General features: G+C 54.1%; 12 protein-coding genes. 4 read left to right on the forward strand and 8 right to left on the reverse strand.

The features are described 5' to 3' along the window. Positions 1-128: 128 nt before the first annotated feature. Complete coding sequence (gene tesB / locus HV352_RS17815; protein ID WP_016152062.1) at positions 129-989, forward strand: acyl-CoA thioesterase II; 861 nt, start codon at positions 129-131, stop codon at positions 987-989. Positions 990-1,038: 49 nt separating this feature from the next. On the opposite strand, the gene amtB is transcribed toward tesB, so the two are convergent. The 5 genes from amtB to decR all read right to left on the reverse strand — a co-directional run bounded on the left by amtB (position 1,039) and on the right by decR (position 6,998). Continuing rightward, a complete protein-coding gene (gene amtB / locus HV352_RS17820) occupies positions 1,039-2,325 on the reverse strand; it encodes an ammonium transporter AmtB (RefSeq protein ID WP_008783954.1) in 1,287 nt (428 codons plus the stop codon). Positions 2,326-2,356: 31 nt separating this feature from the next. Beyond that, positions 2,357-2,695 (reverse strand): P-II family nitrogen regulator, encoded by a 339-nt coding sequence (gene glnK / locus HV352_RS17825; protein WP_003021657.1) that lies wholly within the window; start codon positions 2,693-2,695, stop codon positions 2,357-2,359. Between the two features lie 256 nt (positions 2,696-2,951). Continuing rightward, positions 2,952-4,730, reverse strand: coding sequence for a SmdB family multidrug efflux ABC transporter permease/ATP-binding protein (locus tag HV352_RS17830; RefSeq protein WP_016152061.1), 1,779 nt, complete (start codon positions 4,728-4,730; stop codon positions 2,952-2,954). Next, on the reverse strand, positions 4,723-6,495 hold the full coding sequence (locus tag HV352_RS17835; protein WP_080858958.1) for a SmdA family multidrug ABC transporter permease/ATP-binding protein: 1,773 nt from the start codon (positions 6,493-6,495) through the stop codon (positions 4,723-4,725). Before HV352_RS17835 ends, HV352_RS17830 begins: the two co-directional genes overlap by 8 nt. A 44-nt stretch (positions 6,496-6,539) precedes the next feature. Further along, the gene (gene decR / locus HV352_RS17840; RefSeq protein WP_016152059.1) at positions 6,540-6,998 is read right to left on the reverse strand and encodes a DNA-binding transcriptional regulator DecR; all 459 of its coding nucleotides are present in this window, start codon (positions 6,996-6,998) and stop codon (positions 6,540-6,542) included. Positions 6,999-7,114: 116 nt separating this feature from the next. Between decR and HV352_RS17845 the strand changes: the two genes are divergently transcribed. Continuing rightward, positions 7,115-8,170 carry a PLP-dependent cysteine synthase family protein gene (locus tag HV352_RS17845; protein ID WP_152692699.1) on the forward strand — a complete coding sequence of 352 codons (1,056 nt, stop codon included), beginning with the start codon at positions 7,115-7,117 and terminating at the stop codon, positions 8,168-8,170. 50 nt (positions 8,171-8,220) lie between these two features. On the opposite strand, the gene cof is transcribed toward HV352_RS17845, so the two are convergent. Next, complete coding sequence (gene cof / locus HV352_RS17850) at positions 8,221-9,039, reverse strand: HMP-PP phosphatase (protein WP_016152057.1); 819 nt, start codon at positions 9,037-9,039, stop codon at positions 8,221-8,223. Between the two features lie 217 nt (positions 9,040-9,256). Here cof and HV352_RS17855 point away from each other — a divergent pair, with 217 nt between their 5' ends. Both HV352_RS17855 and queC read left to right on the forward strand, forming a co-directional pair. Then, positions 9,257-10,957: an SgrR family transcriptional regulator gene (locus HV352_RS17855; RefSeq protein ID WP_016152056.1), complete on the forward strand. Its 1,701-nt coding sequence runs from the start codon at positions 9,257-9,259 to the stop codon at positions 10,955-10,957. Between the two features lie 64 nt (positions 10,958-11,021). After that, complete coding sequence (gene queC / locus HV352_RS17860) at positions 11,022-11,717, forward strand: 7-cyano-7-deazaguanine synthase QueC (protein WP_003021638.1); 696 nt, start codon at positions 11,022-11,024, stop codon at positions 11,715-11,717. Between the two features lie 107 nt (positions 11,718-11,824). Here the strand turns inward: queC and fadM are convergent, their stop codons facing one another. Further along, positions 11,825-12,223, reverse strand: a complete 399-nt coding sequence (gene fadM, locus HV352_RS17865; RefSeq protein WP_016152055.1) for a long-chain acyl-CoA thioesterase FadM — start codon at positions 12,221-12,223, stop codon at positions 11,825-11,827. Between the two features lie 105 nt (positions 12,224-12,328). Continuing rightward, positions 12,329-12,703, reverse strand: coding sequence for a helix-hairpin-helix domain-containing protein (locus HV352_RS17870; protein WP_047416882.1), 375 nt, complete (start codon positions 12,701-12,703; stop codon positions 12,329-12,331). Positions 12,704-12,823: the final 120 nt, after the last annotated feature.

Below are 12,823 nucleotides of genomic sequence, written 5' to 3' on the forward strand. Positions count from 1 at the left end.
GCACAAGACAGCTATTTTTGCCTGTAATAGGCCAGTAATTCAGACAATTGCACCCATCGGACCACTTTTAAAATTGCGTTATACTCTGCCTACCTCGCTGCGACATCGATATCACCTGGAGAGCACGTATGAGTCTGGCACTGAAAAATTTGCTGACATTGTTAAATCTGGAAAAAATTGAAGAAGGACTCTTTCGGGGCCAAAGTGAAGACTTAGGGTTACGTCAGGTTTTTGGGGGACAGGTTGTCGGTCAGGCGCTATATGCCGCAAAAGAAACCGTACCGGAAGAGCGTCTGGTACACTCTTTTCACAGCTACTTTTTACGCCCCGGCGATAGCCAAAAGCCCATCATCTATGATGTGGAAGTCCTGCGTGATGGTAACAGCTTCAGCGCGCGCCGCGTTGCCGCGATCCAGAATGGTAAACCCATTTTTTACATGACTGCCTCTTTTCAGGCACCGGAAGACGGATTTGAACATCAGAAAACCATGCCGGATGCGCCGGGTCCCGATGAGCTGAAATCAGAAACGGAAATTGCCCGCTCAGTGGCGCATTTGCTGCCGCCGCTGTTGAAAGAAAAATTTATCAACGATCGTCCGTTGGAAGTACGCCCTGTCGAGTTTCATAACCCCCTAAAAGGTCACGTCGCACCTCCGACGCGCCAGGTATGGATCCGAGCTAACGGCGTGCTGCAGGACGATCTGCGCGTCCATCAGTATCTGCTGGGTTATGCCTCAGACCTGAACTTCCTGCCTGTTGCGCTGCAACCGTACGGGATTGGCTTCCTGGAAAAAGGGATTCAGATCGCCACCATTGACCATTCCATGTGGTTCCACCGTCCGTTTAATATCAATGAATGGCTGCTGTATAACGTCGAGAGTACTTCGGCATCCGGTGCCCGGGGCTTTGTACGCGGAGAGTTTTATACCCAGGATGGCGTGCTGGTCGCTTCTACCGTACAGGAAGGGGTAATGCGTAATCGCAATTGAGAATTACCGGATGGTGGCGCAAAAGCGTTGCCATCCGGCAAATTGAGAATCAGGCGTTGTAAGCGTTCTCGCCGTGACTGTTTACATCCAGACCTTCGCGCTCCTGCTCTTCCGGTACGCGCAAACCAACCGTCATATCCGCCAGCTTATAGCCAATGAAAGCCACCACGCCAGACCAAACGATGGTGATCGCCACGCTTTCCAGTTGCACCAGCAGCTGATGCCCCATGGTCACGCCCTCGGCAAAGCCCACGCCTCCCAAAGAGCTGGCAGCGAAAACTCCGGTCAGGATACAGCCGACAATGCCGCACACGCCGTGAACGCCAAACACGTCACACGGATCGTCCACACGCAGAAAACGCTTCAGCATGGTCACGCCCCACAGGCCTGCCAGACCCGCAACAACACCGATAATCAGCGCGCCGCCGACACCGATATAGCCACATGCAGGTGTTACGCCCACCAGACCCGCAATGGCACCAGAGCAGGCGCCCAGCAGAGACGGTTTACCACGTAGCGCCCATTCACCGAAGATCCATCCGAGGATGGCTGCTGCGGTGGCGACCACGGTATTGACGAAGGCCAGTGCGGCGATTTCATTTGCCGTACCCGCTGAACCAGCGTTAAAGCCAAACCAACCAATGTAGAGAATAGCGGTACCGGTGAAGACCATCGGCAGGTTATGCGGTTTAAAAGCTTCTTTGCCAAAACCGACACGTTTGCCAATCAGATACGCGCCTACCAGACCGGCAATCGCCGCGTTGATGTGCACAACCGTTCCGCCGGCAAAATCCAGCGCGCCGTGGGAAGCCAGCAAGCCGCCGCCCCAGACCATATGGGCAATGGGGATGTACGACAGCGTTAACCATACCACCACAAAAATGAGCACCGCGGAGAAGCGAATACGTTCAGCCAGCGCACCGACGATTAGCCCAACGGTGATGCAGGCGAACGAGCCCTGAAAAGCAACGTGAATGTACTGGTAGAAGCTCCCCGTTACCGCCGTTAGCGCAATATTCTTCAGCAATACCCAGTTGAAGTTGCCGAAGAAATTATTTCCTTCGCCAAAGGCCAGTGAGTAGCCATAAACCACCCATAAAATACAAACCAGAGCAAATGTCACCGTAACCTGAGTCAGCATCGACAGCACGTTCTTACCGCGAATCAAACCGCCGTAGAACAGCGCAATGCCAGGGATGGTCATAAACAACACCAGCGCGGTACAGATCATCATAAAAGCGTTATCCGCTTTATCCGCAACCGCCGGTGCCGCCATCGCCAGTCCCGGCAGCAGCGCCAGTGAAGCAATACCTGTTTTCATCGTTGCTATCTTCATTTTTTGGTTTCCTATCACTGTGTGCCAGACGTTACAGTGCGGCTTCGTCGGCTTCGCCGGTACGAATACGAATCACACGTTGCAGCTCGGCGACGAAGATTTTGCCGTCGCCAATTTTTCCGGTGTATGCCGCCTTACTGATGACATCAATCACGCCATCCAGTTGGTCGTCGGCAATCGCCACATCAATCTTCACCTTGGGCAGAAAATTGACGCTATATTCAGCCCCACGGTACAGCTCAGCATGACCTTTCTGTCGGCCAAACCCCTTCACTTCGGTGACGGTCAGCCCCTGAATACCAATAGACGACAATGCTTCACGGACGTCTTCCAGTTTGAACGGTTTGATTACCACGGTAACCAGCTTCATAGATCCCCTCCAGTCAGAATTCAGTAGTGGCTGCAGATACACGAGAGGAATATTGCAAGGGATGTGCCAGGAATGAAAAAGGCGGGATGATTCAGGTTCTCAGGGTACTTCCGGGAGAGAAAAAGAAAAAACGCACTATAACGGTGCATAGTGCGTTACATTTTTGCACCAGATTGTTGATTGCCGGATGGCAGCGTAAACGCCTTATCCGGCCTACGAGACCGCGCTGGCCGCAGACCGGGTAAGCGCCGCGCCATCAGGCGATAACAGAATCGTCTTGCGTACTGGCGGCTAACTCTTCACCCGCCAGCTGCAGCTGATACATCTGCCAGTAACGGCCTTGCGCCGCCAGTAATTGCTGGTGCGTACCACGCTCAACCGCCTGACCGCGATGCAGCACCAGAATGGTGTCCGCATCGACAATCGTCGATAACCGATGCGCAATCACCACCAGCGTGGTGTGTTCACGTACCGCCGCCAGAGCTTGCTGAATGGCCTGTTCAGTACCGGAGTCAATACTGGCCGTGGCTTCGTCGAGGATCAACACCTGTGGCGTTTCAACCAACACCCGCGCCAACGCCAGCAGCTGTTTTTGACCAACGGAGAGATTATTGCCCTGCTCGCCCAGCCGGGTATGAATCCCCTCGCTCAGACCTCGCGCCAGTTCTGCCAGTTGCACGGTCTCCAGCGCCTGCCATACCCGCTCTTCTGAGATATCGCGGCCCAGCGTGACGTTCGCCAGGAAGGTATCTGCCATCACCACCGGATCCTGCTGCACCATGGCGATGCCCTGACGTAACGCACCGTGGCTTAGTGAAGATAGCGGCCGTCCATCAAGACGGATTTCCCCCTGCGTCAGCGGGTAGTAACCCATCAACAGGCTGGCGAGCGTGCTTTTACCACTGCCGGTGTGTCCGACCAAAGCCACAAAGCTGCGCGAAGGCACGGACAGACTGATATTTTGCAGCACCAGATTGTCGTCGCGATAGGCAAATGAAACGTTATCCACCTCAATGTCCCCGCTCTTTAGCGGTCGCTCATCTTCACCATAGCGCTGACGTGGCCCATCCATCAGTTCGAACACTCGCTCACCGGCGACAACCGCCTGCTGCAGCATTGATTGCTGAGTGGTCAACTCGATCAGCGGTTCGTTCAAACGGCCGAGGTAGCTGATAAACGCGTACAGCACGCCAACCTCGATCGAGCTGCCAGAGGTAAAACTGAACAGCATCAGCAATCCGCAGAGGATCAGCGCCGAGAAAAGGCTAAGCAGCGGGCGCAACAAAAAACCATCCAGTCGCAGGGTCTGCATACGCGCCATATAGTGCGAGCGGCTTGCTTCGCCCATTCTCTCGCCAAATCGCGCCTGCTGGCGGAACTGCTGGATAACACTCATGCCGTTGATGACTTCGTTAAAGCCATCGTTAATATCCGCCAGATAAGCGCGAACCCGGCGCACAATCGGGGTGCTGTAGCGTTGATAAATCACCATCACCACCAGCACGGCCGGGAAAATGGCCATCGCCACTAACGCCATACGCCACTCAAGGCTGAACATCGCTACCAGCATGGCGCCAATTAATGCCGCGCTGCGCAGGACTGTTGCTACCACTGTCACGTACAGGTCGCGAATAACTTCAGTGTCGTTGGTCACGCGGGAGATTAGCTGCCCGACAGGTTGAGTATCAAAGGCGCTGAGCGGCTGGCGCAGCGCAGCGTCCATTACGTCGGTGCGCAACTGTTGTACTACGCCAACTGCCGCCTGGTTAAACAACAATGACTGCGCGTAATGCAGGCCAGCCGCCAGCAGTTGCAGACCGATATATGCCGCAACCAGCCCGGCGACCATCGCCAGCGGCAGATTATTCTTCGCCACCATGTTATCGATAAAATAGCTAATCAGCAGCGGACCGCTGACTTCCGCCGCAGCCGCCACCCACAGCATGACTACCGCAATAGCCAGCTGTTTTCGCCATGGAGAGCCATACGCCAGCAATCTTTTCAGGGTCGGCCATAATTGCCCAAAACTACGCATTAGCCGCCTCCTCGTTTATCTCTGGTGCATCAGTCAGCGCCGCTTCCAGTTGCTGATAGCGGTACATATCGCGATACCAGCCAGGCTGCTGCACTAACGCATCATGCTCGCCGCGCTGGGCAATATGCCCATGCTGCATCACGATAATCTCGCTGGCTTCCGTCAGGGCCGATAAACGGTGGGCGCTAATAATGACGGTTCTGCCTTCGCCCCACTGGCGCAGGTTATGCAGGATCTGATGCTCGGTACGACCATCTACCGCCGACAGCGCATCATCCAGAATCAGGATTTCAGCGTTCAGGAGTAGCGCTCGAGCGATAGAAATACGCTGCTTTTGCCCACCAGACAGCATCACCCCACGTTCGCCCACTTCGGTGTCGTAGCCCTGCGGAAGACGTAAAATATCCTCATGAACGCTGGCAAGGCGTGCCACATACTCGATCTCTTCCTGCGTGGCCTGAGGGCGACCTAACGCGATGTTATTGCCAACGGTATCCGAAAACAGGAATGGCGTCTGGCTGACAACTGCCAGCCGGCTGCGCCAGCTATCCAGTTGTAATCGCGTTAAGGGGATATCATGAAAGCGCACATCGCCGTGGGTGATATCAAAATGACGCTGAATCAGCGACAGCACCGTACTTTTCCCCGCGCCGGTAGGCCCACAAATGCCCAGCATCTGCCCAGGTTTAAGCTGGAAGTTCACATTTTCCAGCGCCGGGTGTGTCGTTTGCGGGTAGCAAAATTCGCGAATCGCCACCGCCAGCTCCCCACGCCCTTCCGGTACCGGTTCAGTGCCGTCATCCACCACCGGCGCTTCAGACAGCATGGCGCGAATACGGCTGTACGCCGCGCTGCCACGTTCGACGATGTTAAACATCCATGCCAGCGCCAGCATCGGCCAAATCATCAAACCGAGATACATCATAAAGCTGGTGAGCTGGCCGAGCGTCAGCGAGCCGTGCACCACCATCCAGCTTCCCCCAGCAATCGCCAGTAAGTTAGCCATGCCAATGGCGATATAAATCGTGGGATCAAAGCGGGCGTCAATGCGCGCCACGCGCAGGTTTTTCTTACCGGTATCTTCGGCATCGGCGGCAAATAATGCCGATTGCCGATCCTCCAGACCGAAGGCCTTGATCATGCGAATACTGGTCAGGCTTTCCTGAGTACGGTCGTTGAGACTGGAAAACGCCGCCTGCGCCAGCTTAAAGCGATTATGGAGTCGATCGCCGTAACGTTTGATCATCAACGCCATCACCGGCATCGGCAGCAGCGCAATTAACGTCAGTTGCCAGCTTATCTGCGTTGACATCACGATCAGCACCGCACATCCCATTACCAGCGAATCTACCAGCGTCAGCACGCCTTCTCCGGCGGCAAATACGACCCGATCAACATCGTTGGTCGCACGCGCCATCAGATCGCCCGTGCGGTGACGCAGATAAAATTCTGGATGCTGGCGACTCAACTGACGGTAATAATCTTCCCGCAGCTCAACCGCCAGTTGGTAGGATGCGCCAAACAGCAGCACGCGCCAGACATAGCGCAGCAAATAAACCACCACTGCAATCAGGGCAATTGTTCCCACCCACATCAGCAGCCACTCGGTGGTGAAGCGTTGAGTCGTCACGCCATCCACAATGATCCCGACCACTTTCGGCGGAATAAGCTGAAGGATAGCGATGATGATAAGCAGGGCCACCGCCCCGAGGTAGCGACGCCACTCCCGGCGGAAGTACCAGCTTAATTGAGCAAATAATCGCACGCGTTATATCCTGACAAGATTTCCGGCAATAAGCGCCGGGAGAGTTATTCAATAGGGAGCGCAGTTGTGTATTTAATCTGTTCCATCGCAAAGCTGGAGGTGACGTCAGACAGGCCCGGTACGCTGTTCACCAGGCGCTTATAAAATTCATCGTAGCTTTTCATATCGGCGACCTGCACTCGCATCAGGTAATCATATTCCCCTGCCATACGCCAGAACCCCAGAACCTCCGGCATACCGGTGACTTCGGTGACAAAGCGGCAATACCATTCACTGCTGTGATGCTGAGTCTTAATCAGCACAAACGCGGTCAGCCCCAGTCCCAGTTTTTCTGGATCCAACAGGGCGACTCTACCCAGCAGGATACCGTCATCCTCAAGCCGTTTGAGGCGTTTCCAGCAGGGGGTGGTAGTCAGATTAACGGCATCTGCTAACGCCTGCAAAGAAAGGGTGCAGTCCTGTTGCAGTAAGCTAAGCAGCTTACGGTCAATTTTGTCTAACATATCCACTCCACAGAGAAGAATTTTCTCCTTACATTCTATTTTAAAGGCTAAATGGCAACAATTTTTTCCGTGCTTTTCGCTATTCTTGGCACAAAATGACAAATGGATATCTATTAATGATGAATAGCTCCTGGGTTAAAAACGCCATCAATGAAATCAACGCGGATTATCAGCGTTCTGCGGATACGCATCTCATTCGTCTGTCGCTACCGGCGTTCCCGGGCATTCAGATCTATTTAAAAGATGAGAGCACGCATCCCACCGGGAGCCTGAAGCATCGTCTGGCGCGTTCACTGTTTCTGTACGGATTGTGCAATGGCTGGATTAAAGAAGGCACCACCATCATTGAATCATCGTCCGGTTCAACGGCGGTCTCCGAGGCTTATTTCGCTCGACTGTTAGGACTGCCGTTTATTGCCGTCATGCCTTCCTGTACGGCGAAGCGTAAAATTGAACAGATTGAGTTTTACGGCGGTCGCTGTCATTTCGTGGAAAGCGCCTGTGAAATCTATGCGGCCTCTGAACAGCTGGCGCGTGAGCTGAACGGTCATTACATGGACCAGTTCACTTATGCTGAGCGCGCTACCGACTGGCGTGGCAATAACAATATTGCTGACAGCATCTTCCGCCAGATGCAGTGCGAGCCCAACCCCGTCCCCCGCCATATTGTGATGAGCGCCGGAACCGGCGGCACCTCTGCAACCATTGGCCGCTATATTCGTTGTCAGGGCTACGATACTCGCCTGATGGTGGTGGATCCGGAAAACTCAGTCTTTCTGCCCTTCTGGCAGGATCGCGATGCAACGTTACGCAGCCCGGTAGGAAGCAAAATCGAAGGCATCGGCCGCCCACGTGTCGAACCCTCCTTCATTCCTGACGTAGTCGATGAAATGCTGCGCGTGCCGGATGCCGCAAGCGTGGCCACCGCACACTGGCTGGAAACGCAGTTGGGCCGCAAAGTCGGCGCTTCAACTGGCACCAACATGTGGGGAACGCTGCAACTTGCCGCCCGTATGCGCGATGCAGGAGAAAGCGGTTCACTGGTCACGCTGCTGTGCGACAGCGGCGAACGCTATCTTGAAACCTACTACAACCCGCAGTGGATCGACACGCACATCGGTGATTTAACGCAGTGGAAAGCGGAACTCACCCGGCTTCTGAACACCCATTAATGGGATAAAAAAAAGCCAGACGCGAAGTCTGGCTTGCTGGAAGGGATCTCTCATTCGGGGGAATAAGGTAGATGCGGATTGTCCAGCCAATGCGTCAAAAAGTGTGACACCGCCTGATTTCGGCAATGCCCAATCACCGACAAATGCGGCAGTTCAGCAATCAGTTGTGGCATCGCGTTACCCATAATCAGGCCGCGCCCAACGCTACCTAACATTTCGCGATCGTTCATGGCATCGCCAAACGCCATACATTCGGCCATTGAATAACCTAAGTGGTCGCTTAGTACCGCCAGCGCCGATCCTTTGTTACAGCCCACCGGCAGCACCTCAAGGCAATCAACCGCGGAAAAACAGAGATTTGCCTGCTCACCCAGCGCCTCATTCAGTTGAATGCGTAATTGGATCAGGGAGTCATGATCCCCACAGAAACAGACTTTCGTTACCTGATGAGCCGGGATACGTTTCACATCGACGATCTGGTAGCGAAATCCGCTATACACATGCGCCTGTAGCAGCGATGGGATCTCTTGTCCGGTGAACCAACCGTTGTCATTAAAGACATGCATGCTGGCTGTAGTATCCCACTTCTGATGTAACACGATATCCGCCACAGTCGGATCCAGATCCTGACGGTGCAATACATCGCCCTCAACAGAGTGAATGCGCGTGCCGTTACCCGTGATCAAAAAGGCGTCCAGTGAGATAGACCCCAAAATATGGCGCATCTCCAGCACATGGCGGCCGGTGGCAAATGTCAGGGTGATCTCGCGTTCACGCAGGCGCGCCAGCGTTGAAAGCGTTTCGTCACCTAAATGGTGATTCGGCATCAAAAGGGTGCCATCCATATCAAATGCAGCCAGACGAGCCATTTCTTTCTCCACACTGTGACGCGGTTAACTTGTGATTCAGTATTACCTGAGATATACGGAAGTAATAGTGAATAGATAAAATGAATTGTTCCGGGTTTATTACACAAAATCATTCAAGTTGCATCCAGGCGGCAAGTGAATGAACGTCCAGGAGCATGCAGTGACTGGGGTGAATTAACGCCGCCAACAAAGAGGCAGCTTGAAGGATGACGTGTATATGAGATTGTTGAATCGCCTGAATCAGTACCAACGCCTGTGGCAGCCTTCGGCGGGAGAACCGCAGTCGGTGACCGTCGGGGAGCTGGCAGAACGCTGTTTTTGCAGCGAGCGCCACGTGCGTACCCTGCTGAAGCAAGCGCAGGATGCTGGCTGGCTGGAGTGGCATGCCCAGTCGGGGCGTGGGAAACGCGGGCAACTGCGCTTTTTGGTGACGCCAGATTCGCTACGCAGCATTATGATGGAGCAAGCGCTGCAAAAGGGGGAGCAACTTAGCGTACTGGAGCTGGCTCAGCTGGCGCCGGGAGAATTAAGAACGCTGCTCCAGCCGTTTATGGGCGGGCAGTGGCAAAACGACACGCCAACCCTGCGCATCCCCTATTACCGCCAGCTCGACCCTTTGCACCCTGGATTTCTCCCTGGTCGCGCAGAACAACACCTCGCCGGACAAATATTCTCGGGCCTGACCCGGTTCGACAGTGTTACGCAACGCCCCTGCGGAGATTTAGCCCACCACTGGAATATCTCCGCCGACGGCCAGCGCTGGGATTTCTATATTCGTTCCACCCTGTACTGGCATAACGGCGATGCGGTCAGCAGCACACAGCTACATCAACAGTTGCTGAAGCTGTTAGAGCTACCCGCGTTAAACAAGCTGTTTATCAGCGTAAAGCGCATTGAGGTGACGCATCCCCAGTGCCTAACCTTTATTTTGCATCGCCCAGACTTCTGGCTGGCGCATCGTCTGGCAAGCTACAGCAGTCACCTGGCACATCCCGAACTCCCGTTTGTTGGTACCGGTCCGTTCCGGTTGACGCTGTTTACCCCAGACCTGGTGCGCATCGAGAGTCACGATCACTACCACCTGAGTCACCCGCTACTAAAAGCCATTGAATACTGGATAACCCCGCAGCTTTTCTCCCAGGATTTGGGCACCAGCTGTCGCCATCCGGTTCAAATTGCAATTGGTAAACCCGAAGAGCTTCCCATGCTAAGCCAGGTAAGCAGCGGGATCAGCCTCGGTTTCTGCTATCTCACGCTCAGAAAAAGCGCGCGGCTGAATACGCAGCAGGCCCGTCGCCTGGTCAATATTATCCACCGCTCTTCCCTGCTACAAACGCTTGACGTGGATGAAAACCTGATCACGCCAAGCAATGCGCTGCTGCCGGGATGGACGATCCCCCAATGGGATGAACTGGACGACGTGCCGCTACCGGAAAAACTTACGCTGGCCTATCACCTGCCGGTAGAGTTGCACGCCATGGCTGAGCAGCTTCGCCAGGCGCTGGCGCTACTCGGCTGTGAGTTAACGCTTATTTTTCATAATGCTAAAAACTGGGATGGCGACCATCCTTTAGCCCAGGCCGACCTGATGATGGGAGACAGGCTGATTGGCGAAGCACCTGAATATACCCTCGAACAGTGGCTGCGCTGCGATCAGCTCTGGTCACATGTATTGAGCTCGCCGGCATATACTCATCTGCAAACCACCCTGGATGCCCTGCAAATCCAGGCCGATGAGGACGATCGTCATGCGGCTTTACAACACGTTTTCGCCTCGCTGATGCATGACGCGACCCTGACACCGCTGTTCAATTATCACTATCGTATTAGCGCTCCGCCGGGCGTGAACGGCGTACGCCTGAATCCTCGCGGCTGGTTTGAATTTACCGAAGCCTGGCTACCGCCCCCGTCGGCGTGAAGAAGCTGGTCGGCGACACGCCCAGACGCTACCATAAGGGTTTCGTTATTTGTCAGGAAAAACCATGAAACGTGCCGTTGTTGTATTCAGTGGGGGTCAGGACTCCACAACCTGTCTGGCGCAAGCGCTGCATCAGTATGATGAAGTGCACTGCGTGACCTTTGATTATGGTCAGCGCCATCGCGCAGAGATTGATGTCGCACGTGACCTGGCCTTAAAACTTGGCGCGCGTGCGCACAAGGTACTTGATGTAACGCTGCTCAGCGAACTGGCCGTCAGTAGCCTGACCCGCGATAACATTCCGGTACCCGATTACGAACCGGATGCGAACGGCATTCCTAATACCTTTGTGCCAGGACGCAATATTCTGTTTTTAACGCTGGCGGCGATTTACGCGTATCAGGTGCAGGCGGAGGCAGTCATTACCGGCGTTTGTGAAACGGATTTCTCTGGATATCCGGACTGCCGCGATGAGTTCGTCAAAGCCCTGAACCATGCCGTAAGCCTGGGAATGGCGAAAGATATCCGCTTTGAAACCCCGCTGATGTGGATCGATAAAGCCGAAACCTGGGCACTGGCCGATTACTGGGGCAAGCTGGACCTGGTACGCGAAGAAACGCTGACCTGCTATAACGGCATCAAAGGTGACGGTTGCGGTCACTGCGCGGCCTGTAATCTGCGCGCCAACGGCCTGAACCATTATCTGGCAGATAAACCGGCAGTGATGGCGGCAATGAAGCAGAAAACAGGACTAAAGTGATCGTTTTGCCGGATGGCGGTGCACGCACCTTATCCGGCTTTCGACATTCACCGTGGTCAATATCGCCCGTAAGCCTGATAAGCGAAGCGCCGTCAGGCTTCCTTCCATCACTTCACCATCTGCTCCAGTTTTTCGCGCAACTCCCCTTCCAGCGGTAGCGCCTTTTGCGTTTTCAAATCAATACAGACGAAGGTAATCAACGCGTCTGCCACCACCTGTCCTTCCGGCTCCAGGGTGATAGTCTGGTTCAACACACCGCTTTTGCCATTTAACTGTTGCACCTGACTGGTAATGGTCAGCAGGTCGCTCAGCACCGCAGGGCGGCGGTAGTTAATGTTAATATTCACGACCACAAAAGCGATGTTGTGTGCGGTCATCCACTGAAAGCTGTCGCTGTTTTCCAGGCCATCCCAGCGGGCTTCTTCCAGAAACTCAAGATAGCGAGCATTGTTAACGTGCTGATAGACATCAAGATGAAAACCACGAACTTTGATTTGTGTTTGCATAGCGCAGGAGCCTTACGTTGTTTTTATAGGAACACACTTCAGGGTAAGAGGTCATAACTGGTATGACCTCTACAGTCTGGCAAACTTTCAGCACTCTGCAAGTTATTAAAGTGTTAAAACTGCCAGATTGCGCTCTACCAGCGAACTCCCCATGCCCGGTACCTGCTTTAAGTCCTCCACCGTTTTAAACGGCCCGTACTCCTCACGATAGCTGACAATCGCCTGCGCTTTCTTCAGACCCACGCCATTCATGACTCGCGCTAAATCCTCCGCAGAAGCGCTGTTGATGCTTACCCTGGTGCCTTCATCATCGCTCGCTTTAGCCGGTTGCGTGGCTTTGCTTTGTGCTACTCCCGTAGCATCCGCTTTGGCTTGAGTCGCCTGGCTTTTGGCGACTGGCTCTGCAGCTAGTGCGCTTTGAGCCATACCGGCACAGGTCAATGAAAGGGTAATAAGCAGGGCTTTGATTCCATGTTTCATACTGTTTTCTCCTTGTTTGTTAACAGTGGAATCACGATAGCGAGGTGCAGAACGGCAGACAAACGGCAAATATCAGAAATGGAAAAGGCCGCGAAAGCGGCCTTTGGTTGATACAATTTT

Origin of the sequence: Citrobacter sp. RHBSTW-01044, from assembly GCF_013781945.1 — a bacterium.
GTDB classification, from domain to species: Bacteria; Pseudomonadota; Gammaproteobacteria; order Enterobacterales; family Enterobacteriaceae; genus Citrobacter; species Citrobacter braakii.